The following is a 24,440-nucleotide window of genomic DNA, read 5'->3' as shown; positions in this document are numbered from 1 at the left end:
TGTATTCCGGAGGGCCCGACGTCGAGCCGCTACATCCAACCGGCGTCGAGGGGGCTCCTGTGGCGTGGTGACAGTATGGGCGCATGCGATCCCCACAGGTGGAGGCGGCTACGGGCCTGCCCCCGACGGTGACGATCTACGAGGTCGGCCCGCGCGACGGCCTGCAGAACGAGAAGACGATCGTGCCCGCGGTGACGAAGGTCGAGTTCATCCGGCGCCTCGAGGCCGCAGGCCTCGGCACGATCGAGACGACCTCGTTCGTCCCCGCGAGGTGGGTGCCGCAGATGGGCGACGCCGAGGAGGTGCTCGCCGGCCTCGGCGCCGACGGGCTCGGGCGCCGCCGCCCCGCCCTCGTGCCCAACGAGCGCGGCCTCGACCGCGCCGAGGAGCTGGGCCTGCAGGCGATCGCCGTCTTCGGGTCGGCCACCGAGACCTTCGCCCAGAAGAACCTCAACCGCTCGGTGACGGAGCAGTTCGCGATGTTCGCGCCCGTCGTCGAGCGGGCGCTCGCCGGCGGCATGTGGGTGCGCGCCTACGTGTCGATGTGCTTCGGCGACCCGTGGGAGGGGCCGGTGCCGGTCGGGCAGGTCGTCGACACGGCCGAGCGGCTCATGGACCTCGGCTGCCACGAGCTCAGCCTCGGCGACACGATCGGGGTCGGCACGACCGGCCACGTGCACCGGCTCCTCGAGGCGCTCGGTGCGCGGGGCATCGGCGCCGACCGCATCGCCGTGCACTTCCACGACACCTACGGCCAGGCGCTCGCCAACACGATGGCCGCCCTGCGCGACGGTGTCGCGGTCGTCGACGCCGCTGCGGGCGGCCTCGGCGGCTGCCCCTACGCGAAGTCGGCCACCGGCAACCTCGCCACCGAGGACCTCGTGTGGGCCCTGCACGGTGCGGGCGTGCAGACCGGTGTCGACCTCGACGCGCTCGTCGAGACCTCGGTCTGGATGGCCGGTCAGCTCGGCCGGCCCTCGCCGAGCAACGTCGTGCGCGCCCTCGCGGGGGCGTAGGCACGCAGCAGCGGGGGTCAGGCCGGGGGCTGGTCCTTGGTGAGGTGCAGCAGCCAGTCACGGTCGGTCCGGATCAGCGCGTAGCGGCGCGAGCCGGTGCGGCCATGGAGCACGAAGACGATCCGGTGGTCGTCGCGCGACTCCTCCGCCCACCAGCCCGTGTCGGCGACTGACTTGTGCTCGTCGGTGTAGCCGAGGTGGTCCATCGCGTGGTCGTCGACCGCGACGGCGAGGCGGTCGTGCCGGCTCGACGTCGGCAGCCCCTTGGGCACCGCCCACGACCGCAGCACGCCGTCCTCCTCGAGCCGCAGGTCGACGTGAGGGCGCGGCTTGCGGTGGTCGTGGAGCACGTATGCCGGCCGGTGCCCCGGGCGTCCGAGGCCGCCCTCGTCTGGTCCGCGTGCCACGTTCGATCAGCCCTCGAGCGTGGCGCCGGTGATGCGGTGCACCGAGAAGGTGCGCTCGCGGCCGGCGTCGTCCTTCGCCCAGACCCGGCCGCCCTCGACGCGCTGGGGATGGATGAGATGGCGCGTCGTGATGCCGACCTGGTCGGACAGGCCGATCCACACGCCGTGGTGCTCGGCCACGGCGTCGCGCAGCAGGGCGAGCGTGACGACGGGGTCGGTCGCGGGGATGCTCGGCCCGGAGCGCTGGTCGTGCTCGGCGCGCCGGTCGGCGGCCGTCGCCTCGGCGGCCCGGAGCGACTCCACGAGGTGGCGCGTCGTGTCGAGGTCGACCGGTGACACGACGGGTGCGGGCCCGCGACGCCGTGTGCCGGCGCGTCGCTTGGGGGTCTCGGCGTGCACGACGGTGCCGTCGCGGCCCTCGTGCACCGGTGCGAACCCGTGCTCGCGCAGCAGGTCGATGAGCACCCGCGGGTCGGCCGACGACACGAGCACCGTCGGCGCGAGCCGCCGCAGCTGCAGCGCCGAGAGGTCGCGCGAGGCGAGCATCGTGTCGAGGACCGCCTCGTCGTCGGAGCGGATGTATGCCGCCGCGCCGCCGATGCGCGTCTGCCCGTGTCGTCGCGCGACGTCCGACACGAGGTACTCGAGCGGCTGGGGCACCGGGGTGCGGCTCGACCTGCGCACGGTCTCGATGACCTCGGCCGAGGTCCAGCCGGCGTCGAGCGCCCGGCGGACCGACTCGGGGGTGAAGCGGTAGACGGTGGCGCCGCCGCGGGACTCGACGTCGGCCGCGAGGCGCATGAAGGCCCCGAGCGACCCGACGAGCGGCCCGGGCGCGACAGCGGTGAGGTCTGCCTGGACGAGCACGTGGTCGACGGGGGCCGGCAGGTGCGCCGCCATCGCTGCCGCGACCGAGTGGAGGCCCTCGCCCTGCGGCTGCCCGTTCGAGGTGATCGCGCCACCGGCACCACCTCCGCGATCACCTCGAATCGGGGGGTGATCGGGGACGGCGGGGAAGGCCGTGTCGACGAGGGCCCTGCCGGCCTCGGAGAGGGCGCCGCGGCCGGTGACGCCGAGCCACTCGGCCTCGCGCAGCACCGCCTCGACGGCGTCGCCGAGCACCGCGGCCGTCCGGCTCGGGCGGCGCCACGCGAGCCGGGCCCGCAGCGAGGTGGCGTCGGCGGCCTGCCCCGGGTCGAGCATCGCCAGCTCGCGCAGGACGTCGCGCCGCACACCGCGGATCGCCGGCCACTGCACGTCGGGCCCGAGCACGTTGGCCGTGCCGGTGCCGCTGGAGCGGCGCCCCACGAGGTGCGGCGCCCGGGTCGAGCCGGCCCAGGCGAGTGCGAGCGTCGCCCAGCGCTCCCCGGCGTCGATCGAGGGCCAGTCGTCGATCTGCGCCGTCGGGGCCCAGACGGGCACGATCTCGCCGTCGTCGGCGACGAGCCCGGCGGCATACGCCACCTCGACGACGAAGGCGGTGCGCTCGGGCGTGACGTCGAGGCGCTGCTGCGTGACCCGCAGGTCCCGCACCGACACGCCACCCGCGCGCAGCACGCGCGGGGGCTCGGCGCCCCACATCGCCGCGAGCTCGTCGACCTGCGTCAGCAGCTCGCTGGCCGAGCCGCCGGCTGCCGCGTCGACGAGCGAGGCGGGCCGCGCGTCGAGCGCGGGTGGCTCGAGCTCCGGTGCTCGGTGCAGCCGGCCCTCACGAAGGACGAGCCCGACCTCGCGCGGCAGCGCCACGCGGTCGACCGACACGGGCAGCAGGAGGTGGCGCTCGATGAGCCACCGCGCCGTGCTCCGACCGGCGGTGCCGGTCGGCAGCACGCCGAGCGCCGGGCCCCAGGTCATCTTCTCGAGCATCGCGCGGGCGTCGTCGGGGGCCTCGGCGATCGTCGCCCTCAGCTCCTCGGCCGTGGGCACCCGTGACGCGAGGTCGGGTCTCAGCTCGGCCAGCGGCGCCCCGAGGCCGGCGATGGACGAGCCGAACACCTCGGGCACGGTGCGCACGACGTGCTCACCGTCGGAGGCGCGCCAGACGAGCGCGGCGGTCCAGAGGTCGGTGAGGTGCGCGGCGACGACGGACTCGTCCGCCCCGCCGAGCAGGGTCGCGAGGTCAGTCACCGAGGCGCCGTCACCCGCGACGACGAGCGCCTCGAGCACCTGCAGGTGGCCCCGGTCGAGCGCCTCGACCGCCCGTTGGACGCTGGCCCGCGTGCCCGCGCGGGCGGCGAGGCTCGTGAGGTCGGCCGGCGAGGGGCGCGCGAGGTCCGGGCGCGCGAGCACGAGGTCGACGAGCTGGGCATCGGTGCGCCCGCGGATGTCGTCGGCCAGGCTGCGGCTCGCGGTGGACATCCCTCCAACCTACTGGCCCGCGGCCCGTGCGCCGCGCCGCAATGTGTCGTGCCCACCCTGGGCCTGTCGGTGGCCGATACCGTGGGCGCCATGAGCGCCCTGCACCCCGAGCTGACCGGGGCCTCCGACCCCGGGGCCGCCCTGCCCACCGGTCAGCAGTGGGTCATCGGCCACGGCCCGTTCGAGGCGACGGTCGTCGAGGTCGGAGGCGGGCTGCGGACGCTGACCCGCGACGGCGTCGACCTCGTCGCCGGCTACGCGGCGCAGGAGCGCTGCGCGTCGGGGCGTGGCCAGCAGCTCATGCCCTGGCCCAACCGCATCCGGGACGGCCGCTACACCTTCGCCGGCACGGAGCAGCAGCTGCCGCTCACCGAGGTGCCGCTGCGCAACGCGAGCCACGGTCTCGTCCGGTGGGTGCTGTGGGAGCTCGTCGAGATGGAGGACTCGTGGCTCACGGTGGGCTACCGCCTCCACCCGCAGCCGGGCTGGGAGCACTTCCTCGACCTGCGCACGACCTACGCCCTCGACGACTCGGGGCTCACCGTCACGACGGCAGCCCGCAACGTCGGCCCCGGGCCTGCCCCCTTCGGCTACGGCGCGCACCCCTACCTGGCCACGGGTGACACGCCGCTCGACGACATCCAGGTGCGCATCCCGGCCCGCGAGTGGGTCGAGGTCGACGACCGGCTGCTGCCGGTCGGTCGCCACCCGGTGCCGGGCAGCGACTACGACTTCCTCGAGCGCCACCCGGTCGGCGCCCATGACCTCGACACCGCCTACACCGACGTCCTGCGTGACGCCGACGGGAGGTGGCGGTGCACCGTCGCGTCGGCCGACCGCACCGTGACGTTGTGGGCCGACGAGGCCTTCGGATGGCTCCAGGTCTTCACGGCGATCGCCCGTGACCAGAAGGGCGTCCCGGGGGTCGCGGTGGAGCCCATGTCGTGCCCCGCCGACGCCTTCAACTCGACCGAGTCGCTCGTGGTGCTCGAGCCGGGCGAGGAGTGGACCGGCACGTGGGGCATCACCCCGGGGATCAATCCGGAGTGACCGCGCCCGCCACGAGCACGACGGAGGTCTGCTCGAGCGCCTGGCTCGCCTGGCTCGCCTGGCTCGCGTCGCAGCGCCGCAGCCAGCAGATGGGCGGCAAGATCCAGCCAGGCCGCCCACGGACGCACCTCAGACGTCGCGGCGGCGCAGCGCGACCGCTGCTGCGGCGACGGCCCCGACGAGCCACACGGCATAGACGACGGCGCCGTTGCCCGGGCTGAGGAGGTTGTCGCGGGTGGTGATCGTCGTGAAGGCTGAACCAGCCTGCGACGGAAGGTAACCCACGGCGTCCTTCCAGTCGTCGGGCAGCAGGAGCGAGGCGAAGCCAGGCACGACGAGGATGAGCCCGATCAACGAACCGACGCCGAAACCGATGCTGCGGGTCAGCATGCCGAGGCAGATGCCGATGATGCCGATGCCGACGAGGTAGGCGGCGGTGCCGAGCACGGCACGTGGCACGCCGGGGTCCGACCAGGCGGCCGTGGCAGCTCCGCCGTTCTCGAGCACGGCGGTACCCCCGAGGTAGGCGCCGACCGTCGAGACGAGGACGACGAGCCCGGTGACAGCGACGAAGACGACGATGCGCGCGGCGAGGACGGGCAGGCGACGCGGCACCGCGGCCATCGTCGTGCGCACCATGCCGCTGCCGTACTCCCGCACCCCGACGAGCACGCCCAGCACGCCGATGACGAGCACGGCGAGCGTCTGGCCGGCGAGCACGATGGTCAGCGGGTCGGTGCCGCTGAAGCCGGGACGCCCACCCGCCGGACCCGGCGCGCTGACCGAACCGGTGGAGGTACCGGCAGCGATGAGGCCGATGCCGACCATGACGACGACGAGGGAGGCCAGGGTCCAGAGGTTGGCGCGGACGGTGACGAAGCGGATCCACTCCGAGCGGACGACTCGCGGCCACGTCATCCGGTACCCGCCGGCCACGGCGCGAGGCGTCGCGGTCACGGACCCCTCCGAGGTGTTGGCGGTGCCGGGAGTGCTGGCGGTGTCCGTGCTCATGCCGAGGTCCTTTCGGTGTGGCCATGGAAGTCGACGGCGTCGTCGGTCAGGGTCATGAACGCCTCCTCGAGGGAGAGGCGGCGAGTGGCGAGCTGGTGAAGCACGATGCCGGACTCGGCGGCGACCTCACCGATGCGGGCGGCGGTGAGGCCGCGCACCTCGATGACACCCTCTTCGGCAGCCGAGATCTCGATGCCGGGCCCGGCGATGGCGCGGGCGAGGTCGGCCACCCGCGGAGCTGCGACCTCGACCCGCTCGCCCGATGCCTGGTCGATGAAGTCGGTCATGGGCTGGTCGGTGATGACCTTGCCGTGGCCGACGATGATGAGGTGGTCGGCGGTGAGCTCCATCTCGCTCATGAGGTGCGAGGAGATGAAGACGGTGCGCCCCTCGGCTGCGAGCTGGCGGGCCAGGGCGCGGATCCACTTGATGCCGTCCGGGTCGAGCCCGTTGACCGGCTCGTCGAGCATGACCACGGGCGGGTCGGCGAGCAGCGCAGTGGCGATGCCGAGGCGCTGGCCCATGCCGAGCGAGAACGAGCCCGCGGCCTTGCCGGCCACGTCGGTGAGCCCGACGAGGTCGAGCACGTCGTCGACGCGGCGGTTGCCGACGCCGACGGTGGCGCCGACGGCGCGCAGGTGGTTGCGGGCCGAGCGCGTCCTGTCGAAGGCCTTGCCGTCGAGCAGCGCGCCGACGTGCGCGATCGGCGCGCGGGAGTCGGCATAGGGCATGCCGTCGACGAGGGCGCGGCCAGAGGTGGGTCGGTCGAGGCCGAGGATGACGCGCATCGTCGTCGACTTGCCGGCGCCGTTGGGGCCGAGGAACCCGGTGACGCGCCCCGGCCGCACGGTGAAGGTCATGCCGTCGACTGCCGTGGTGGTGCCGTAGCGCTTGACGAGCTGCTCGACCTCGATCATCGGGTGCTCCTGGAGGTGGGGTGTCTTCTCACCTCACCACCGTCGCCCACAGAGGCCGTCCACGGCATCGCCCCAGCGCGGCATCCTGCATCTACCACCGCTGCGGTATGCCGTCCGGTGGCCCGGCGCTGGACCGTGACGTGCTCGAGTGGCCAGGGCCCCGGCCGCCAGGGCTCAGAGGTCCCCGGCGCGCACGAGCCCGGTCTGGTAGGCGATGACGACGAGCTGGGCGCGGTCGCGCGCGCCGAGCTTGGTCATGGCCCGGTTGACATGGGTCTTCGCCGTGAAGGGCGAGACGAAGAGGGTCGCGGCGATCTGCTCGTTGCTGAGGCCGCGGCCGACGAGCACGACGACCTCGCGCTCGCGGTCGGTGAGGGACTCGAGCCGGCGGTCGCTGACGGTGGCCGAGGCCTCCATCGGCGTCGAGAGGTAGCGCGCGATGAGGCTTCGGGTCGCACGGGGCGAGAGCAGGGCGTCGCCGACGGCAACCGTGCGGATGGCATCGACGAGCCCGGTGGGGCCGACGTCCTTGCCGAGGAAGCCGGCAGCACCGGCTCGAAGGGCCGCCAGCACGTTCTCGTCGGCCTCGAAGGTGGTGAGCACGAGCACGTGCACGGCCGACAGCTCCGGATCTGAGGTGATCTGCTCGGTGGCGTGCAGCCCGTCGAGCTCGGGCATGCGGATGTCCATGAGCACGACGTCTGGGTGCAGGGCGCGAGCCCGGTCGACAGCCTCGCGGCCCGTGGCCGCCTCACCCACGACGACCAGGTCGGGCTCGGAGCCGATGATCGCGGAGAAGCCGGCGCGGATGAGGGCCTGGTCGTCGACGACGAGCACCGAGATGGTCACGCGCTCACCGGGCCCGTCAGGCCCGTCAGGCCCGTCGGGCCCGTCACCTGGGCACAGGTCTCGTCACGCAGAGCGGTGCTGCTCGGAAGGCGCACCCGCAGGGTGAAGCGGCCGTTCGGCCCGGAGTCGACCTGCAGGTCGCCGCCCACGAGGGCGACGCGTTCACGCATGCCGATGAGCCCGTGACCGGTGCCGTGGACGCCGTCGGCCGAGTCGCGGTGGTCGTCTGCACCGGCGTCGCCCACGGGCGCGGGGGCCACGCGGTTGGAGACCTCGACCTCGAGTTGTTCGGGCTCTTGGCGGGTCACCAGCTCGATGGGGCCGGTGCCGTGCCGTGCCGCGTTCGTGAGGGCCTCCTGCACGATGCGGTAGAGGTGTAGCTCGGCGGCCGGGGCGACGTCGATGTCGGGTCCTGAGTGCCGCCAGGTCACGGCCTCACCCGCCTCCCGGAGCCCTTCGATGAGTCGGGGCAGCTCGCCCGGGCCCGGCGCCGGCTCGAGCTCCGGGCCGTCCTCGGTGGTGCGCAGCAGCCCGACAAGTCCGCCCATCTCGGCGAGAGCCTGGCTGCTCGCGGCTCGCACCTGGCGCATGGCCTCGACGGCCCGGTCGGGGTCGGAGCCGGCGAGGTGCTCGGCCACCCCGGCCTGCACGTTGACGACGGCGATGTGGTGGGCCACGACGTCGTGCAGCTCGCGCGAGATGCGCAGCCGCTCCTCCGCGACCCTGCGCTGTGCCTCCTCCTCGCGGCTCTGCTCTGCCCGCCGGGCGCGGTCGATCGCCGCCGCGAGCACGGCGCGGTTGCTCCGCACGGCATCGCCGAGGGCGGCGGCCATGCCGCACCAGGCGACGACGGCGTAGCTGACCGGGTCTGAGGCCGACAGGACATTGGCACGGCTGACGAGCACGAGCGCCGCCAGCATGGTCACCACGGCTCCGGTCACGGCAAGCCGGCGCGTGCCGTAGGCGGCCAGGGCGTAGAGGGCGGCGACGGTGGCCGGCAGCCCGCGCCCCACCGTGCCGGTGAGCAGCGGGGCGAGGGTCGCGGCGAGCGAGACGAGCCACACCGTGACCGGGTGCGTGCGACGCCAGAACAGTGCCCCGCAGCCGATGACGAGGAGCACGACCGACTCGGCGGTCGGCGGCCCGAGGCTGATGCCCTGACCCTCGGGCGTCGCGGGCACCGAGGCCAGCGAGGCGGTGAGGATCGCCGCGGCGATGAGGGCGTCGACCCAGCGCGGATGGCGCGCCATCCATCCTCGTGGGCCAGTCCTCACGTCACGACGATAGCCGCCGCGGTCGGCTTGGGTCCGGTCCTGCGCGCAGCCGGGGCGGATGCGGAAATCGGTGTTGCCCCCAGCCGTTAGTCTGGAGGGGAGCGCAAGGAGCGCCATCGGGTCGTGCCCACGGAGGGTCGACCCGCGACGAGCAACGAGGTGGACTGTGCCGACTGGCAAGGTCAGGTTCTACGACGCGGACAAGGGCTTCGGATTCATCTCCGAGGACGACGGCACCGACGTCTTCCTGCACGCGAACGCCCTCCCCGAGGGGGTCACGAGCCTGAAGAAGGGCGCCCGGGTCGAGTTCGGCATCGTCGAGGGCCGCAAGGGCGCCCAGGCGCTCCAGGTCCGGGTCCTCGACCCCGTCGGGTCCGTCACCGCCGGCCGGCGCGAGCGCGACCGCAAGCCCGCCGACGAGATGGTCGTCATCATCGAGGACGTCGTGCAGCTGCTCGACGGCGTCTCCGAGGGCCTGCGCAAGGGGCACTACCCCGACAAGAAGCTCGGCTCCAACGTCGCCCGCGCGCTGCGCGGCCTCGCCGACCAGCTGGACGCGTGACCGTGGCCGCCGCGACGACCCGCTCGCGCACGGGTGCCCCCGACGCCGTCCTCGCCGGCGCCGTCGACCTCGCTCGTGAGGCCCTCGTGACGATCGCCGAGCCCGGCACCGTCGGCGAGCACCTCGGCATGGAGCCGCTCGAGGAGCGCCTCGCGATGCACTGGTTCGCCTGCCTCTCGGCCGGCTACCAGGGGTGGCGCTGGGGCGTCTCGGTCGCGCGCGTGCCGCGCGGCAAGGTCGCCACCGTCTCCGAGACCAACCTGCTCCCCGGCCCCGACGCGCTCCTCGCACCCGAGTGGCTGCCGTATGCCGACCGGCTGGCTCCCGGAGACCTCGGCGCCGGCGACGTGCTGCCCTTCCGCGAGACCGACCCCTACCTCGAGGCCGGCTTCGAGGCGACCGGCGACGAGGACGTCGACCAGATGGGCTTCTTCGAGCTCGGTCTCGGCCGCCCGCGCGTGCTCTCGGCGGAGGGCCGCGAGGCCGCTGCCAGCCGGTGGTACGACGGTGAGGGCGGCCCGACCTCCGACGTCGCGCTCAAGGCCACGGCCCGGTGCTCGTCGTGCGGCTACTTCCTGCCGATGGCGGGTGCGCTGCGCTCGACCTTCGGGGTCTGCGCCAACGAGTGGAGCCCCTCGGACGGGCGCGTCATCTCGCTCGACCACGGGTGCGGTGCGCACTCCGAGACCGACGTCGACCAGCCCGAGCCGACGCCGATCGGCGAGCCCATCGTCGACGAGTTCGCCGTCGACCTCGAGGCGGCCCCGGTGCGGGAGCAGCCCGAGGAGCAGCTCGACGCCCAGCCGGATGCCCGGCCCGAGGGTGTTGCCGAGGTCGAGCCAGAGTCCGACGGCGCCGACGAGGCCCGGCCCGAGGCGCCGGTGGAGGAGCACCACGGGTCGGACGACCCGGTCACCGACTGAGCTGCACGGAGACGGACCGTCACGGCGTCGCCCCGCGGCACGGCATACCGGCTAGTCGGGGTGAGCCCGGCGTCCGGCGCGATCAGGCGGCGTCGCGGGCGTTGCCGCGCCCACGACGCAGGTAGGCCCAGCCCATCGCGCCGAGGACGAGCCCGGCCACGCAGGCCCACGGCCACCAGTCGCGCTCACCGTCGTGCAGCGCCGGCACGACGAGCGTGACCACGAGCGCGACGAGCCAGCACGCGAGGCCGACCTCGACGACCCGCAGCATCGGCACGTGCAGCGGCCGGATGCGGTCGATCGGGATGCCGCGCGCGGGAGGCTCCGGTCGGGGGTCGTCGGTCACGGTGGACAGCCTAGACAGTGGCCGCGGACGCCGGCACACGGCGGCACCCCGCCCCCGTTAAGGTGACCGCCATGTCGACCGAAACTCGCATTCCGACCACCACGTCGGAAACCACCACCAACGGCCTGGACCGCTTCTTCAAGATCACCGAGCGCGGGTCCAACGTCTCCCGCGAGATCCGCGGCGGCCTCGTCACGTTCTTCACGATGGCCTACATCATCGTGCTCAACCCGATCATCCTCTCGGGCGTCGTCGACGGGTCGGGCACGATGATCGGTGGCACGACCGACCTCACGCAGAGCAAGCTGCTCGTCGCGGTCGGCACGGCCGTGGTGGCCGGCGTCATGTCGATCCTCATGGGGCTCATCGCGAACTTCCCGATCGCGCTCGCCGCCGGCCTCGGCATCAACGGCCTCATCACCGGCATGGTCATCACCCACGCCTCCGACAGGATCACCTTCGCCGACCTCATGGGCCTCGTCGTCATCGAGGGCCTCATCATCCTCGTGCTCGTGCTCACCGGCTTCCGCAAGGCGGTCTTCCGGGCGATCCCCGCGACCCTCAAGGTCGCGATCTCGGTCGGCATCGGCCTGTTCATCGCCTACATCGGCGTCATCGACGCGGGCTTCGCGCGCCGCCCGACGACGCCCGGCTCGGTGCCGAGCGAGCTCGGCATCGGCGGCAGCCTCGACGGGTGGCCGACCCTCGTCTTCGTCGTCGGCGTCTTCCTCATCGCCGTGCTGCTCATCAAGAAGGTCAAGGGCGCGATCCTCATCGGCATCGTCGCCGCGACGATCCTCGCCATGGTCCTCGAGGCGATCTTCCACCTCGGCCCGCGCGTCTACGACGACAAGGGCGCCCTCACCAACCCCGACACGTGGGCGCTGACGGTGCCGAGCCTGCCGAGCTCGATCACGAACACCCCCGACCTCGGCATCCTCGGCCAGTTCAGCCTGCTCGGCTCCTTCGAGAAGCTCGGCATCATCACCGCGTCGCTCTTCGTCTTCTCGCTCCTGCTCGCCGACTTCTTCGACACGATGGGCACCGTCGTCGCCATCGGCACCGAGGCCAAGCTGCTCGACGACGAGGGCAACCCGCCGCACACCGACCGCATCCTCGTCGTCGACTCCGTCGCGGCGATCGCCGGTGGCGCGGGCGGGGTCAGCAGCAACACGTCCTACATCGAGTCCGCATCGGGCGTCGAGGAGGGCGCCCGCACCGGCCTCGCATCGGTCGTCACGGGGGTGCTCTTCCTGCTCGCGACGTTCCTCGCGCCGCTCTTCGCGGTCGTCCCGTCCGAGGCCGCGGCGCCGGCCCTCGTCATCGTCGGCTTCCTCATGATGACCCAGGTGACCAACATCGACTGGAACGACGTGGAGGTCGCGCTGCCCGCCTTCCTCACGATCGTGCTCATGCCGTTCACCTACAACATCACCGTCGGCATCGGCGCGGGCTTCATCGCCTGGGTGCTCATCAAGATCGCCAAGGGCCACGCGGCCCGCATCCACCCGCTGCTGTGGATCGTCTCCGGCTTCTTCGTCCTCTACTTCGTCAAGACGCCGCTCGAGTCGCTGCTCGCCGGCTGACGCCGACCCCGAGCCCGTATGCCGTGAGGCCCCCTTCCGCTGGGAGGGGGCCTCGCGGCATACCCGGGGGTGGGGAGGGCCCGTCGGGTAGGAGGAGGGGGTGGGACGGGTCTTGCGGTTGGCGCGGAAATAGTTAGCGTAGGTAATGAGTTAGGGTAACTATCGACGAAACGTACATCTGAGGACACCGCATGCGTACCAAGACCGAGAGCCCGCCGTTCACCCGCGCCGAGCTCAACTCCCTCTCCAACGACATCCGACTCGCGTGCATGCGCATCTCGCGCCGCGTCCGCTTCGAGTCCGACCGTGAGATGGCGCCGCACCAGTTCTCCGTGCTCTGCCGCCTCGAGGGCACTCCCCGCACCAACAGCGAGCTCGCCGAGATCGAGCGCGTCTCCGCGCCGAGCATGAAGCGCACGACCGCTGCGCTCGTCGACGGCGGCTACGTCGCGCGGGCCGACGACCCGACCGACGGGCGCCAGGTCATCCTCTCTCTCACTCCCGAGGGCCAGCGGGCCCTGCGCCGCATCCGGCGTCACCGCGACGCGTGGATGATCTCGCGCCTCGACCGCCTCACCGACGACGAGCGCGACCTGCTCCGTCGCGCGGCGAGCGTGCTCGCCAAGGTGGCGAGCGAATGAGCCCGACCTTCCAGTCGCTCGAGATCCGCAACTACCGCATCTACGCCTCCGGCGCGATCGTCTCCAACGTCGGCACGTGGATGGGCCGGGTCGCCCAGGACTGGCTCGTCCTCACGGTCCTCACCGACCACTCGGCGACGGCGCTCGGCATCGTCACGGGTCTGCAGTTCCTCCCCTTCCTCGTCCTCGCGCCGTTCGCGGGCATGCTCGTCGACCGGATGCCCAAGCGGCAGCTGCTCTTCGCGACCCAGACCGCCCTGCTCGTCACGGCCCTGCTGCTCGCCGTGCTCACGGCCACCGGCGTCGTCGAGCTCTGGCACGTCTACGCGCTCGCCCTCATCCAGGGCGTCGCGACGGCAGTCGACAACCCGGCGCGCCAGACCTTCGTCTCCGAGATGGTCGACCGCGACCACCTGCCCAACGCGGTGGCCCTCAACAGCGCGTCGTTCAACCTCGGCCGGCTCATCGGCCCCGGCGTCGCCGGCCTCGTCATCGCGGCCTTCGGCATCGCGCCCGCGCTCTTCATCAACGCCGCCACCTTCCTCTTCGTGCTGCTCGCGCTCCTGCGCCTGCGCACCTCCGAGCTCACCCCGTCGCCTCGCGCGCGCGGCAAGGGCCAGATCCGCGACGGGCTGCGCTACGTCAAGGGTCGCCCCGACCTCATCCTCGTGATGTTCCTCGTCTTCGTCCTCGGCACCTTCGGCATGAACTTCCAGCTGACGATGGCGCTCATGGCGACGAAGGTCTTCGACAAGGGCGCGGGGGAGTACGGCCTGCTCGGGTCGATCATGGCCATCGGGTCGCTCGCGGCGGCGCTGCTCTCGGCGCGCCGGGCGAGGCCGCGGATGCGGGTGCTGCTCGTCGCGCTCGCCGGCTTCACGGTCTCGACGGCGCTGCTCGCGACCGCCCCGAGCTACCTGCTCTTCGCGGTCTACCTCGTGCCGACCGGTCTGGCCGCGCTCACCGCCCTGACAACGGCCAACGCCATGGTCCAGATCAGCGTCGACCCCGTCATGCGTGGCCGCGTCATGGCGCTCTACATGGCGATCTTCATGGGTGGCACCCCCGTCGGCGCGCCCGTCATCGGCTGGATCGGCGACATGTGGGGGCCGCGCTGGACGATCGGCATCGGCACGGTCGCGGTCGGCCTGAGCCTGGCGGCGGTGGCCGTCTGGGTCGCGCGTCGGCAGAATGTGGCCGTGACCTTCCAGACCCGACGCAGCCCCCGCCTGCGCATCCAGGTCGCGCCGCAGCCCGCCGCCGAGGCGGCGCCCGTCCCCGCGGCCGGCGCCACCGCAGAGGCCCTGAGGTGAGCTTCAAGTTCCGCCACCGGGTGACGGTGGCGGCGCTCGTGCTGTTCGTCGTCATCGCCGTCGTCGCGGCGGTCGTCCAGCGCTGACCGGCGCTGATCGGCGCTGGATGGCGCGGCGGTCGTCCAGCGCTGATCGGCGCGACGCCCGCCGGCGGGCCCGACCTAGGATGGGCGCGCACAGCAGCACACCCCGTCGAGACCAGCGCGGAGGAGCCACGCCCATGGCCGCCCAGAGGTTCGTCGACCTGCTCAACGAGCAGATCGGCCACGAGTACGCCGCCCACCACCAGTACGTCGCCATCGCCGTCTACTACGACGACCTGACCATGCCGCAGATGGCCTCGCTCTTCTACCAGCAGGCGCTCGAGGAGCGCGACCACGCCATGATGATGGTGCAGTACCTCCTCGACACCGACTCCAAGGTGGCCATCCCCGGTGTCGACGCACCGATCAACGACTTCGCCGACGTCGTCGAGCCGGTCCGCCTCGCCCTCGCCCAGGAGCGGCGGGTCAGCGAGCAGATCAACGCACTGACCGCCGTCGCGCGCGAGGAGCACGACTTCGCCTCCGACCAGTTCATGCAGTGGTTCATCAAGGAGCAGGTCGAGGAGATCAGCTCGATGAGCGACCTGCTGACCGTCGTCGAGCGCAACCGTGACGACATCGAGAACATCGAGGAGTACGTCCTGCGCGAGTCGCGCGACGAGGCCGCCGACGCCTCGGCCCCGCCCATCGCGGGCGCCTGACGCACCACCCGCGCGAGGCCACCACGACGAGAGGGCCAGCACCCGGCATACGGGAGCTGGCCCTCTCGGGTCCGTGCAGGCGGTGTGCCGCGTGGCTCAGCCCAGCGCGGAGACCACGTGGTCGATCGCCTGGGTCAGCTTGGTGACGTCGTCGGGCTCGACGGCCGGGAACATCGCGACGCGCAGCTGGTTGCGGCCGAGCTTGCGGTAGGGCTCGACGTCGACGATGCCGTTGGCGCGCAGCGTCTTGGCGACCCCGGCGGCGTCGATCGAGTCGTCGAGGTCGATGGTGCCGACGACCTGCGAGCGGGCGGCCGGGTCGGCGACGTAGGGCGTCGTCCAGCTCGTCTGCTCGGCCCACGTGTAGAGGCGGCTCGAGGAGTCCTTGGTGCGCGAGGTGGCCCAGTCGAGGCCACCGTTGCCGAGGATCCACTGGAGCTGGCTGTTGAGCAGCGCCAGGGTGCTGACCGAGGGGGTGTTGTAGGTCTGGTTCTTCAGCGAGTTGTCGATCGCGGTCGGCAGGCTGAAGAAGTCGGGCACCCAGCGCCCGCCGCCGGCGATCTCCTCGACCCGGGCGAGCGCCGCGGGGGAGAAGGCCGCGAGCCAGAGCCCGCCGTCGGAGGCGAAGCACTTCTGGGGGGCGAAGTAGTAGACGTCGGCCTGCGTGATGTCGACGGGCAGGCCGCCGGCACCGGAGGTGGCGTCGATGAGCACGAGCGCGTCGTCGTCGGCGCCCTCGACCCGCGTGACCGGGGCCATGACACCGGTCGAGGTCTCGTTGTGCGGCCACGCGTAGACGTCGACACCGGCCTCGGCGTGCGGCGTCGCGAGGGTGCCGGGGTCGGCCTTGACGATCGTCGGGTCGCCGAGGAAGGGGGCCGCCTTCGTGACGTTGCCGAACTTGCTCGAGAACTCGCCGAAGGCGAGGTGCTGCGAGCGCTCGCGCACGAGACCGAACGCGGCGATGTCCCAGAACGCGGTCGAGCCGCCGTTACCGAGGATGATCTCGTAGCCCTCGGGCAGGGAGAAGAGGTCGCGCAGTCCCGCGCGGACCTCGCCGACGAGGTTCTTGACGGGCGCCTGGCGGTGCGAGGTGCCGAGCACCGTGCGTCCGAGGGAGCTGAGGTAGTCGAGCTGCTCGGGACGGACCTTGGAGGGTCCGGAGCCGAACCGTCCGTCGCCGGGCAGGAGCTCGGCCGGGATGGTGATGGGCTGGGTCACGGCTGGTGCTTCGGTCACGGATTCACCTTGGGAATGCGGCCACGTTACGAGCATGTGGCGGACGTGTTGATGGCGGATGACGCCGTTGTCACCGCTGCCATTGAACCCCACGTGCCCACTCCGTGGACACCGCTGCTCGATGTGTGGACGCCCACAGCCGGGCCGTGGCTGCCAGACTCGCCCGTATGCCGTCCGACGCCGACCAGACCCTCCACCCCGACCCGGACTTCGCCGCAGGCGCTCGCTCCGTCACGCACCACGACTCCGTGCGCTTCGAGGGCACCGACTTCTCGCGAGCGCACGCCGAGAGCCACACCTTCCTCGAGTGCACGCTGCGCGGCGCCTGCCTCGACGACGTGCACCTCGAGGGCTCGCGCTGGTCGGAGGGCGCCTGGGAGCGCGTGCAGGGTGTCGGCGTCTCCCTCGTCGAGGCGAGCCTCGCCGACATGGTGCTCGACGGGTGCCGGCTGGCGGCCGTCTCGGCCTGGGGGAGCACGTGGCGCGACGTCACCGTGCGTGGCGGCAAGGTCGACCTGCTCAACCTCAGGGGCGCCCGACTCAAGGACGTCGCGTTCGTCGACTGCGTCGTCACCGAGCTCGACCTCGCCGAGGCCCGCGTCGACGGGCTCACCTTCGAGGGGTGCACGCTGCTCGAGCCGACCTTCGGCCGGGGGACGTATGCCGGCCTCGACCTCTCGGGTGCGACGCTGCGGTCACCGCGTGGCCTGGCCGGGCTGCGCGGGGCGACGCTGAGCCGGGCTCAGGTCATCGACCTCGCCGATGCGCTCGCCGCCGAGCTCGGCATCGTCATTGCTGACTGACGCGGAGAGGCGCCGCCGCTCAGTTGACCTGGTTGGGCTTGCCGCGGCGCAGGGCCGCGGTGGCGGCGTCCTTGGCCCGGTCGGTCGGCTTGACCTTCTCGTCGGCGCGGATCCGCTTGGTGAGGTCGGCCCGCTCGAGCAGGGTGCTGAGCGGCATGTCGGTGGGCGGGTAGACCGTGACCGGCTCGTCGGCGCTGAAGACGACCCAGTGCGACGCGTCGCCCTTGTAGACCTTGAGGATGCTGCCCTCGGCGAGCGACTTCGCGTGGGCGAGGGCGCTGCGGCGGGCCTTCTCCGACGACATCGCCTTGCCGACGGCCTCCTTGACCGGCTCGCGCACCGCTTGGGTGGCGACCCAGACCTGCGGGCCGTACTTCACCCCGAGCTTGACCGCCGTGACCGCGATCGCGACCTTGCCCTTGCCTGCCATCGTCCGACTCCTCACCTCGCGCCGGGAGCCTCGTCGAAAGGCCCGGCACCTCGCTCGCCGGCCACGCGCCACTGCCTGACGCCGGCGCGAGCCTGCTCACGGCCAACCCTAGTCTGAGCCCATGGACAACGTGCCCTCCGAGGAGACCACGGGACTGGCTGCCGTGCGCCGCGTCGACTACTCCGGCGACGGCCTCGTCGAGTCGGAGGTGTCCGACTCGCCCTACGCCCAGGCGCGAGCCTGGGTCGATGCCGCCGTCGCCGCGTCGCACGAGCGCGCCGACGTGCCGGAGCCGACGGCCCTGTCGGTGGCGACCGTCGACGCCGACGGTGCGCCCAACGTGCGCACCGTCCTCATGCGCTTCTTCGACGAGCGCGGCCCCGGCTTCGTGACGAACCTCGAGTCGGCCAAGGGGGTCGAGATCTCGGCCGAGCCGCGCATCGCTGCTGCCCTCACGTGGCCCTCGCTCTATCGGGCGATCCGCTTCCGCGGCACGGCGCGGCTCATCGGACGCGACGAGGTGGAGGCCTACTTCGACTCCCGGCCCTACGGCTCGCGGCTGTCCGCCTGGGCCTCGGACCAGTCGCGGCCCGCACCCGACCGCGCGGCGCTCGAGGCCAAGTGGGCCGAGGTGCTCGCTCGCTTCCCCGAGGACGGCGAGCAGGAGGTGCCCGTTCCGGACTTCTGGGGCGGCTGGCGCATCGAGTGCGACGAGGTGGAGTTCTGGGCCGGCCGGCGCAACCGCCTGCACGACCGCATCGTCTTCACGCGCACCGGCGCCGGCGACCTTGCCGACCCCTCCGCATGGACGATGTCGCGCCGCCAGCCCTGACCTGAGCCACCGGCCACGGCCACCCGGACACAGGAACAGGGCAGCCCGACCGGTTCGGACTGCCCTGCTTCATCCTGGGGTGCTGGTGGGGACGCGACTAGCGCGCGGCCACCTCACACGTTCCGGAAGAAATCACTTCTCGGATCACCTCCCTTCGGGTTCGGTTCGAGCACCGTACGTCGACTCCGCAGCCCCGGGCAAGACCTTTTCCCGCCCGACGGATCCGGCCAGTACGACGAGCAGGGCGACCCCGAGGAGCACCGGGTAGGAGCTGACGGCTCCGAGCACCGCGGCGGCCCGGCCGAAGTCGAGCGTGAAGACGACCGCGAGCCCCGCGCCGGCCGTGAACGCGCCCGCCCACACCCGAGGCGGCGTCGCCCACGGCAGCCGCTCCTCCACGGCCTGGGTCGCCTCGGGGGCCGCGCGGGGGAAGAAGACGATCCACGCGGCATACCCCAGCGTGCCGAGGAAGGCCGAGACGGCGAGCAGGCGCGCGGCGAGCGGGGTGCCCTCGGTGCCCGGCAGGGTCGTGAGCTGCAGGATGGCCCGACCGTCGCCGACGACGCTGCGCACCTGACCGGGGCTCATCGACAGCCACCGGTCGAGCGCGCCGCTCAGCAGCAGCACCGGCACGCCGACGTAGCCGAGGAGCAGCGCGCCCCGGAAGCGCCGCCGCCCCCTCGCGTCCCGCACGCCCCGCGACCACTCCCAGAGGAAGCCGAGCGGGGTCAGGGCGAGCAGGTGGCCGAGCACGACGAGGTGGTATGCCGGGAAGCCGAGTGACAGCGCGAGCGCGGCCGCGAGCACGGCCCAGGCCACGATCCGCCGCGTCCTTCCGGGCCAACGCCACACGCCCGCGGCCAGCACGCCGTAGCCGAGCGTGATCGCAAGGAGCTCGGCCGGGCGACCCACGAGGCGCGTGAGGAGGCCGCTCAGGGCCACTCCCGTGATGAGCACGACGAGCACTCGGGCGAAGGCGGGGTCGAGCAGGGCGGCGAAGCGCCCCAGGAGGTAGCGGAAGGAGAGGGTCGCCGACAGGATCCCGAAGAAGACGAGGCCGAGCACGATGGTCGCCATCGGCGCGACGACCGACAGGGCGAGCGAGAGGACGGACACCCCGACGGCCACGCCCATGAGGCCCGGGCGGTTGCCGCTGACGGGCGAGACGGCATACGTCGTCGGGGGCCGCGGGGCCGACGGGGCGTCCGGCGAGGGGGTGCCCATCTCGGGCACGACGGGGCCGGCGGACGTCGGGACCGACGCCACCTCACCCGCCCTCAGGGGGCCCGTCCAGGGGATCCCGGCCACGTCATCATCGTTTCGCCGGCCGACCGGAGCGGCCACCCGAGATGCCCAATCGTTAGGGTCTCGTGGCGTGACCGAGACGGACCAGACGCGCGGGGAGGAGCCGGGCGGCTGGCTGCGCGCGGTCGCCGTCTCAGCCTATGGACCGACGCTGCTCGGCTCGACCGGCGCGGGCGCCGTCTCGCCGATCATCGCGGTCTCGGCGCGCGACCTCGGGGCCTCCGTCGGGGTCGCGGCGCTGCTCGTCGCCGCCGTCGGCGTGGGCCAGCTCGTCGGTGACCTGCCGTCCGGAGCCCTCGCGGCGCGCATCGGCGAACGCCGGGCGCTGCTCGTCGCCGCCGTCGTCGAGGCGGTCGGGATGCTCGTGGCGGCGCTCGCCGGGTCTCTCGCGGTGCTCTTCGTCGGCGTCTTCGTCATCGGCCTGGCCGGCTCGCTCTTCGGCCTCGCCCGGCAGGCCTACCTCACCGAGGCGGTCCCGGTGGCGATGCGCGCCCGCGCTCTCTCGACGCTCGGCGGGGTGCACCGCATCGGCTACTTCATCGGGCCGTTCATCGGCGCGCTCGTCGTCGCGCGGTGGGGGATCGAGTCGGCCTACCTCGTCGGCGGCATCGCGAGCGTCTGTGCCTTCGTCCTCGTGCTGCTCGCTCCCGACATCACCGCGGCGACACACCACGTGGCCACCGGAGCGGCGCCCCTGTCGGTCGCCTCGGTGCTGATGCGGCACCGCTACGTGCTGCTGACCCTCGGCACCGGGGCGATGAGCGTCGCCGGAGCGCGCGCCATCCGTGAGGCCCTCGTGCCGCTGTGGGCCGAGTCGGTGGGCTTCTCGCCGGCGCAGACCTCGCTCGTCTTCGGCGTCGCCGGTGCGCTCGACATGGCGCTCTTCTACCCCTCGGGCTGGCTCATGGACCGCTTCGGCCGGGTCGCCGCCGCCGTGCCGAGCATGGTGGTCCTCGGTCTCGGCATGATGCTGCTGCCCCTCGCGACGACGCTCGTCGCGGTCACGGCGGCGGCCACGGTCCTCGGCGTCGGCAACGGGCTCGGCGCGGGGCTCATCATGACGCTCGGGGCCGACGCCTCACCCGACGACGCCCGGGCCCAGTTCCTCGGGGGCTGGCGCCTCTGCGCCGACGTGGGAAGGGCTGCCGGCCCGTTGGCGTTGTCAGCCCTGACCGCCATCATGTCGCTGGGCGCCTCGTCCGTCGTGCTGGGAGCCGGTGCCCTCGTGGGCGCCGGCTGGCTGCGCGTCTGGGTGCCACGCCACGACCCCACCGTCCGCCGGACGTGAGGGCGGATGACGCTCCGGGATTCTGAGAGGGTAGGACCGTGACGGACCTGATCGACACCACCGAGATGTACCTGCGCACGATCTACGAGCTCGAGGAAGAGGGCATCGTCCCCCTGCGGGCCCGCATCGCCGAGCGTCTCGGCCACTCCGGTCCGACCGTGTCGCAGACCGTGGCGCGCATGGAGCGCGACGGGCTCGTCGCCGTCTCGGGCGACCGCCACCTCGAGCTGTCCGGCGAGGGCCGGCTGCTCGCCACCCGTGTCATGCGCAAGCACCGGCTCGCCGAGCGGCTGCTCGTCGACGTCATCGGACTCGAGTGGGAGTACGCCCACGACGAGGCGTGCCGGTGGGAGCACGTCATGTCCGAGAAGGTCGAGCGCAAGATCCTCGGCCTCATCGGCGACGGCCTCGAGTCTCCCTACGGCAACCCCATCCCGGGGCTTCACGAGCTCGGGGTCGACGGCGGCGGCGACTTCCTCACCGGCCTCACCACCCTCACCGAGACGGTCGACGAGGTGGCCCGGGTCGTGACGATCCGGCGCATCGGAGAGCCCGTGCAGGTCGACCCCGAGGCGCTCTCGCTGCTGACGAGCGCCGGCGTCGTGCCGGGTGCGCGTGTCGAGGTCGTGCGCCAAGGTGGCCGTGTCGTCGCCGTGCGCGAGGGGGGCGAGCGTGAGACGGGGGTGTCGCTGCCCGCCGACATCGCCCAGCACGTCTTCTGCCAGAGCGCCTGATCGGTCCTGATTGGTCCGCTTTCGTGCCTGGGCCGAACCGGGCAAACAGTGCGGAAAATGGTGTGGACGCCAACGTGACAAGCCCCACCGAGTTGGGTACGGTTGGCCCACTCGCTCTCCCCGTCGAGTGAGTGCCCCGGGTCGGACCGCCTAGTCCTGCCACCGATTCTGGGCTCGGCACGAACCCGCATGGCAGGAGCGGGGGAACCACTCTTTCCGAGCGTCGAGAGACGTTCTCGGGGTGAAGCCCTCCGTGGACCGCAAGGTCCGAGCGAAGGCCGGGCGAGATTCCTCCAGCCCGAACCCGACAGCTCACCTCGTAGGCGTCGAGAGGTCAAACGTGGCTCAGAACATTCCCGGGCGCCACCGCGCCCCCGGTCGCTTCAGCGCGATGTCAGAGCTGAAGACCATTGCCAAGGAATCCGCTCAGCCGGCCGTCAAGGGCGCCGCCATCGTCGCTGCCTCTGGCGGCCTCGTTGCGTCGTTCGCCGGCACCGCCAACGCGGCCGAGGGCTCCGGCCCGGCCGTGGCAGCCGACGCCGCCACCACCACCGCGCCCGCCGTGGTCGGTCCGCAGGCCGGCTCCGTCCAGGCCCCCTCGGCCCTGTCCTCGATCGGCTTCGTCGCGAAGCCGGCGTCCAAGACGACCGCGGTCAAGCCGCTCGTCATCAAGGACGTCCAGGTCGAGACGCAGCGCAAGGAGGCCAAGGCCAAGGCTGCCGAGGATCTCGCCGCAGCCCGTGCGGCCGCCGCCAACCGCACGACAGCCACCGCGTCGCGCAGCACCACCCGCACCGCTCTGCCGGACCCGGCCCCCAGCGCCTCGGGCATCGTCGGCATCGCGAAGTCGATGTTCGGTGTGCCCTACGTCTACGGCGGCACGACGCCGAGCGGCTTCGACTGCTCCGGCCTCACGTCCTACGTCTACCGCCAGGCCGGCATCAGCATCCCGCGCACGGCCTCCGCCCAGAAGGCGGCCGCCACCCCGGTGTCGAGCCCCCGCCCCGGCGACCTCGTCTTCTTCGGCTACCCCGTCTACCACGTGGGCATCTACGTGAGCCCGGGCACGATGATCGACGCGCAGCGCCCCGGCACGACGATCGGCTACCACTCCATCTGGACGACCCCGTCGGGCTACGGCCGCTTCTGAGCCGGTCCTTCGCGTCCCACCGGGCGCACCCACGGACCTCTCGTCCGCAGCATGGCCACTGAGCACGGCCACTGAGAACGGCCACTGAGCACAGCCACCAGGTAGAGCCCCCGAGCACCCGCTCGGGGGCTCTACCCGTCTGCCCCGGGCGAGGGCGCAGCACGGCAGGGGGAGCGTCACGGGAGCGTGGTTGACTGAGGAGATGACGACGAACCAGCCGGCCGCCGACTCCACGACCCGCATCGAGCTCGACCTGTGGGTCGACCTCGTGTGCCCGTGGTCGTGGATCGCCAAGCACCGGGTGGAGCACGCCATCGCGGCCTTTGAGCGTCCGCACGACGTGACGCTGCACCTGCACGCCTTCCAGCTCGACCCCGGCGTGCCCATCGGCGGAGCGGTCCCCGTGGCCCAGCACCTCGGTGAGAAGTACGGCGGAGACCTCGAGGGTGGCCGCCTCATGACGGCGCGGGCGAGCGAGGAGGCTCAGGCCGACGACCTCGTCTTCGACCTCGACGCAGCCGTGCGCGCCAACACCTTCGACGCGCACCGCCTCTGCGCCCTCGCCCACGAGATGGGTGGCCCGGCCCTTCAGTCGGCCGCGGTTGAGCGCTTCCTGTCGGCGCACTTCCGCGAGGGTCTCGCGCTCGATGACCACGAGGTCCTCCAGAGGCTCTCGGCCGAGTGCGGCATGGACGAGCGTCGCGTCTCCGCCGTGCTCGCCTCCGACAGCTACGCCGACCGCGTGCGAGACGACGAGGCCCGGGCCCGCGGGATGGGCGTGACGGCGACCCCGTTCATCCTCGCCAACGGGTATGCCGCCCTCACCGGAGTGCGCCCCACGACCGACTACCTTGCCCTCCTTCGCGGCGTCGCGGTCGCCTGAGTCCCGTCACCGGCGCCCTCGCCTGGGCCGTCGCCCGCATCATCACCCGCGCCGTCACCCCGCTCCGTGCGGTCGGATCAGGAGGTGGCCGACGGGTGCGCGGCCGGCTCACGTCCCCACGAGATGCCCTCGCGCACGACGGCCGGCGCATCGTCGACGAGCTGACGGTCGGGCTGGGCGCCCAGGGCGTCGTTGACCGTCGAGAAGGCGAGCCGCAGCGCGACGAACGTCGTGATCGCGAAGATCTGCCGGTCGTCGAAGCCGGCTCGGCGCAGCGGCTCCACGTCGGCGGCGGTGATGGCGTTGGGGTCGGTGGCGACAGCGCGTGCCCACTGCGCGAGGGCCCGGTCGGTGGCGTCGAGCTCGGCGTCCTCGGCGGCGAGCACGGCCTCGGCCACGTCGTCGCCCGCCGCGGCCGCGAGTCGGGCTCCCCAGGCGAGCGAGCAGTAGGAGTCGCCTCGGCTGCGAGCGGTCGAGGTCACGAGGACGCCGCGCTGCCGGAAGGTGAGGCCCGCCACCGAGACCATCTCGGCGAGCAGGCCGAAGAGCGCATCGTGCGCCTCGGGCACGTGGGCCCACACCCGGCTGAGGTTCATGACGAAGCCGTGGTCGGCGAGATCGTGGGCGTAGAGGCGCTCCGCCTCGTCGCTGCGCTCCGGCAGGGAGAGGAAGCTGGTCGACACCGGCCCCGGGGAGGCGTTGCCCGCACCCGGAACGTGCGGGCCCTCGCCGGCGGGCGGACCGCTGAGGTCGTTGTCCATGTCCATCTCGTTCGCCG

At 72.6% G+C, this 24,440-nt stretch carries 25 protein-coding genes and 1 riboswitch; of the genes, 14 read left to right on the top strand and 11 right to left on the bottom strand.

The genetic code is table 11. The features are described from left to right. Nucleotides 1-83 precede the first annotated feature (83 nt). On the top strand, nt 84-1,016 hold the full coding sequence (locus FBY41_RS03280; RefSeq protein WP_141841966.1) for a hydroxymethylglutaryl-CoA lyase: 933 nt from the start codon (nt 84-86) through the stop codon (nt 1,014-1,016). Between the two features lie 17 nt (nt 1,017-1,033). On the opposite strand, the gene FBY41_RS03275 is transcribed toward FBY41_RS03280, so the two are convergent. Then, nucleotides 1,034-1,423 carry a DNA polymerase ligase N-terminal domain-containing protein gene (locus tag FBY41_RS03275; protein WP_260439531.1) on the bottom strand — a complete coding sequence of 130 codons (390 nt, stop codon included), beginning with the start codon at nt 1,421-1,423 and terminating at the stop codon, nt 1,034-1,036. A gap of 6 nt (nt 1,424-1,429) precedes the next feature. Continuing rightward, complete coding sequence (locus tag FBY41_RS03270) at nt 1,430-3,781, bottom strand: helicase-associated domain-containing protein (protein WP_141841965.1); 2,352 nt, start codon at nt 3,779-3,781, stop codon at nt 1,430-1,432. 90 nt (nt 3,782-3,871) lie between these two features. Between FBY41_RS03270 and FBY41_RS03265 the strand changes: the two genes are divergently transcribed. Beyond that, nucleotides 3,872-4,831 (top strand): aldose 1-epimerase family protein, encoded by a 960-nt coding sequence (locus FBY41_RS03265; RefSeq protein WP_141841964.1) that lies wholly within the window; start codon nt 3,872-3,874, stop codon nt 4,829-4,831. Nucleotides 4,832-4,960: 129 nt separating this feature from the next. Here FBY41_RS03265 and FBY41_RS03260 read toward each other — a convergent pair whose 3' ends face one another. The 4 genes from FBY41_RS03260 to FBY41_RS03245 all read right to left on the bottom strand — a co-directional run bounded on the left by FBY41_RS03260 (nt 4,961) and on the right by FBY41_RS03245 (nt 8,858). After that, nucleotides 4,961-5,842: an ABC transporter permease gene (locus tag FBY41_RS03260; protein ID WP_141841963.1), complete on the bottom strand. Its 882-nt coding sequence runs from the start codon at nt 5,840-5,842 to the stop codon at nt 4,961-4,963. Further along, nucleotides 5,839-6,759: an ABC transporter ATP-binding protein gene (locus tag FBY41_RS03255; protein ID WP_141841962.1), complete on the bottom strand. Its 921-nt coding sequence runs from the start codon at nt 6,757-6,759 to the stop codon at nt 5,839-5,841. Before FBY41_RS03255 ends, FBY41_RS03260 begins: the two co-directional genes overlap by 4 nt. Nucleotides 6,760-6,933: 174 nt before the next feature. After that, nucleotides 6,934-7,608, bottom strand: coding sequence for a response regulator transcription factor (locus FBY41_RS03250; protein WP_141841961.1), 675 nt, complete (start codon nt 7,606-7,608; stop codon nt 6,934-6,936). Continuing rightward, nucleotides 7,605-8,858 carry a sensor histidine kinase gene (locus FBY41_RS03245; RefSeq protein WP_141841960.1) on the bottom strand — a complete coding sequence of 418 codons (1,254 nt, stop codon included), beginning with the start codon at nt 8,856-8,858 and terminating at the stop codon, nt 7,605-7,607. The genes FBY41_RS03250 and FBY41_RS03245 overlap by 4 nt, the downstream gene beginning before the upstream one ends. Nucleotides 8,859-9,048: 190 nt before the next feature. Between FBY41_RS03245 and FBY41_RS03240 the strand changes: the two genes are divergently transcribed. Continuing rightward, nucleotides 9,049-9,444, top strand: coding sequence for a cold-shock protein (locus FBY41_RS03240; RefSeq protein WP_141841959.1), 396 nt, complete (start codon nt 9,049-9,051; stop codon nt 9,442-9,444). After that, nucleotides 9,441-10,367 carry a DUF3027 domain-containing protein gene (locus FBY41_RS03235; protein ID WP_375869853.1) on the top strand — a complete coding sequence of 309 codons (927 nt, stop codon included), beginning with the start codon at nt 9,441-9,443 and terminating at the stop codon, nt 10,365-10,367. Before FBY41_RS03240 ends, FBY41_RS03235 begins: the two co-directional genes overlap by 4 nt. A gap of 82 nt (nt 10,368-10,449) precedes the next feature. Here the strand turns inward: FBY41_RS03235 and FBY41_RS03230 are convergent, their stop codons facing one another. After that, nucleotides 10,450-10,713 carry a DUF2530 domain-containing protein gene (locus tag FBY41_RS03230; protein WP_260439530.1) on the bottom strand — a complete coding sequence of 88 codons (264 nt, stop codon included), beginning with the start codon at nt 10,711-10,713 and terminating at the stop codon, nt 10,450-10,452. 71 nt (nt 10,714-10,784) lie between these two features. On the opposite strand from FBY41_RS03230, the gene FBY41_RS03225 reads away from it, so the two are divergent. The 4 genes from FBY41_RS03225 to FBY41_RS03210 all read left to right on the top strand — a co-directional run bounded on the left by FBY41_RS03225 (nt 10,785) and on the right by FBY41_RS03210 (nt 14,998). Beyond that, the gene (locus tag FBY41_RS03225; RefSeq protein WP_141841958.1) at nt 10,785-12,299 is read left to right on the top strand and encodes an NCS2 family permease; all 1,515 of its coding nucleotides are present in this window, start codon (nt 10,785-10,787) and stop codon (nt 12,297-12,299) included. 191 nt (nt 12,300-12,490) lie between these two features. Further along, complete coding sequence (locus FBY41_RS03220) at nt 12,491-12,940, top strand: MarR family winged helix-turn-helix transcriptional regulator (RefSeq protein ID WP_141841957.1); 450 nt, start codon at nt 12,491-12,493, stop codon at nt 12,938-12,940. Continuing rightward, nucleotides 12,937-14,253, top strand: a complete 1,317-nt coding sequence (locus FBY41_RS03215) for an MFS transporter (protein WP_141841956.1) — start codon at nt 12,937-12,939, stop codon at nt 14,251-14,253. Before FBY41_RS03220 ends, FBY41_RS03215 begins: the two co-directional genes overlap by 4 nt. Nucleotides 14,254-14,473: 220 nt before the next feature. Next, complete coding sequence (locus tag FBY41_RS03210) at nt 14,474-14,998, top strand: ferritin (RefSeq protein ID WP_141841955.1); 525 nt, start codon at nt 14,474-14,476, stop codon at nt 14,996-14,998. 96 nt (nt 14,999-15,094) lie between these two features. Here FBY41_RS03210 and serC read toward each other — a convergent pair whose 3' ends face one another. Beyond that, entirely contained in the window at nt 15,095-16,219 is a 1,125-nt protein-coding gene (gene serC / locus FBY41_RS03205; protein ID WP_185748960.1) for a phosphoserine transaminase, read from the bottom strand. 164 nt (nt 16,220-16,383) lie between these two features. On the opposite strand from serC, the gene FBY41_RS03200 reads away from it, so the two are divergent. Further along, nucleotides 16,384-17,040 (top strand): pentapeptide repeat-containing protein, encoded by a 657-nt coding sequence (locus tag FBY41_RS03200; RefSeq protein WP_260439529.1) that lies wholly within the window; start codon nt 16,384-16,386, stop codon nt 17,038-17,040. 19 nt (nt 17,041-17,059) lie between these two features. Here the strand turns inward: FBY41_RS03200 and FBY41_RS03195 are convergent, their stop codons facing one another. Beyond that, the gene (locus tag FBY41_RS03195) at nt 17,060-17,470 is read right to left on the bottom strand and encodes a hypothetical protein (RefSeq protein WP_141841954.1); all 411 of its coding nucleotides are present in this window, start codon (nt 17,468-17,470) and stop codon (nt 17,060-17,062) included. A 121-nt stretch (nt 17,471-17,591) separates the two neighbouring features. On the opposite strand from FBY41_RS03195, the gene pdxH reads away from it, so the two are divergent. Next, nucleotides 17,592-18,302, top strand: a complete 711-nt coding sequence (gene pdxH / locus FBY41_RS03190) for a pyridoxamine 5'-phosphate oxidase (protein WP_141841953.1) — start codon at nt 17,592-17,594, stop codon at nt 18,300-18,302. Between the two features lie 144 nt (nt 18,303-18,446). On the opposite strand, the gene FBY41_RS03185 is transcribed toward pdxH, so the two are convergent. Continuing rightward, nucleotides 18,447-19,610, bottom strand: coding sequence for a hypothetical protein (locus FBY41_RS03185; RefSeq protein ID WP_141841952.1), 1,164 nt, complete (start codon nt 19,608-19,610; stop codon nt 18,447-18,449). Nucleotides 19,611-19,677: 67 nt separating this feature from the next. On the opposite strand from FBY41_RS03185, the gene FBY41_RS03180 reads away from it, so the two are divergent. From FBY41_RS03180 to FBY41_RS03165, 4 genes are all read left to right on the top strand, one after another. Continuing rightward, nucleotides 19,678-20,895 (top strand): MFS transporter, encoded by a 1,218-nt coding sequence (locus FBY41_RS03180; protein ID WP_141841951.1) that lies wholly within the window; start codon nt 19,678-19,680, stop codon nt 20,893-20,895. A gap of 38 nt (nt 20,896-20,933) precedes the next feature. Further along, nucleotides 20,934-21,629 (top strand): metal-dependent transcriptional regulator, encoded by a 696-nt coding sequence (locus FBY41_RS03175; RefSeq protein WP_141841950.1) that lies wholly within the window; start codon nt 20,934-20,936, stop codon nt 21,627-21,629. Between the two features lie 166 nt (nt 21,630-21,795). Further along, nucleotides 21,796-21,967: riboswitch (cyclic di-AMP (ydaO/yuaA leader) on the top strand. 2 nt (nt 21,968-21,969) lie between these two features. Continuing rightward, on the top strand, nt 21,970-22,779 hold the full coding sequence (locus tag FBY41_RS03170) for a C40 family peptidase (protein ID WP_141841949.1): 810 nt from the start codon (nt 21,970-21,972) through the stop codon (nt 22,777-22,779). Nucleotides 22,780-22,981: 202 nt separating this feature from the next. Then, a complete protein-coding gene (locus FBY41_RS03165) occupies nt 22,982-23,662 on the top strand; it encodes a DsbA family oxidoreductase (protein ID WP_141841948.1) in 681 nt (226 codons plus the stop codon). Between the two features lie 77 nt (nt 23,663-23,739). Here FBY41_RS03165 and FBY41_RS03160 read toward each other — a convergent pair whose 3' ends face one another. Beyond that, on the bottom strand, nt 23,740-24,423 hold the full coding sequence (locus tag FBY41_RS03160) for a carboxymuconolactone decarboxylase family protein (RefSeq protein ID WP_260439528.1): 684 nt from the start codon (nt 24,421-24,423) through the stop codon (nt 23,740-23,742). Between the last annotated feature and the right edge of the window lie 17 nt (nt 24,424-24,440).

The sequence above is a fragment of the Humibacillus xanthopallidus genome, from assembly GCF_006716675.1.
Classification (GTDB): Bacteria; Actinomycetota; Actinomycetes; order Actinomycetales; family Dermatophilaceae; genus Humibacillus; species Humibacillus xanthopallidus_B.
This window is presented reverse-complemented; position numbering and strand designations above follow the sequence as displayed.

Bases quoted from the DNA above. Each gene is read 5' to 3' on its own strand.
- FBY41_RS03160 (WP_260439528.1), bottom strand. From the start codon at position 24,423: ATGGACAACGACCTCAGCGGTCCGCCCGCCGGCGAGGGCCCGCACGTT.
- FBY41_RS03260 (WP_141841963.1), bottom strand. From the start codon at position 5,842: ATGAGCACGGACACCGCCAGCACTCCCGGCACCGCCAACACCTCGGAG.
- FBY41_RS03220 (WP_141841957.1), top strand. From the start codon at position 12,491: ATGCGTACCAAGACCGAGAGCCCGCCGTTCACCCGCGCCGAGCTCAAC.
- FBY41_RS03245 (WP_141841960.1), bottom strand. From the start codon at position 8,858: ATGGCGCGCCATCCGCGCTGGGTCGACGCCCTCATCGCCGCGGCGATC.
- FBY41_RS03195 (WP_141841954.1), bottom strand. From the start codon at position 17,470: ATGGCAGGCAAGGGCAAGGTCGCGATCGCGGTCACGGCGGTCAAGCTC.
- FBY41_RS03265 (WP_141841964.1), top strand. From the start codon at position 3,872: ATGAGCGCCCTGCACCCCGAGCTGACCGGGGCCTCCGACCCCGGGGCC.
- FBY41_RS03165 (WP_141841948.1), top strand. From the start codon at position 22,982: ATGACGACGAACCAGCCGGCCGCCGACTCCACGACCCGCATCGAGCTC.
- FBY41_RS03255 (WP_141841962.1), bottom strand. From the start codon at position 6,759: ATGATCGAGGTCGAGCAGCTCGTCAAGCGCTACGGCACCACCACGGCA.
- FBY41_RS03215 (WP_141841956.1), top strand. From the start codon at position 12,937: ATGAGCCCGACCTTCCAGTCGCTCGAGATCCGCAACTACCGCATCTAC.
- FBY41_RS03270 (WP_141841965.1), bottom strand. From the start codon at position 3,781: ATGTCCACCGCGAGCCGCAGCCTGGCCGACGACATCCGCGGGCGCACC.
- FBY41_RS03210 (WP_141841955.1), top strand. From the start codon at position 14,474: ATGGCCGCCCAGAGGTTCGTCGACCTGCTCAACGAGCAGATCGGCCAC.
- FBY41_RS03225 (WP_141841958.1), top strand. From the start codon at position 10,785: ATGTCGACCGAAACTCGCATTCCGACCACCACGTCGGAAACCACCACC.
- FBY41_RS03280 (WP_141841966.1), top strand. From the start codon at position 84: ATGCGATCCCCACAGGTGGAGGCGGCTACGGGCCTGCCCCCGACGGTG.
- pdxH (WP_141841953.1), top strand. From the start codon at position 17,592: ATGGACAACGTGCCCTCCGAGGAGACCACGGGACTGGCTGCCGTGCGC.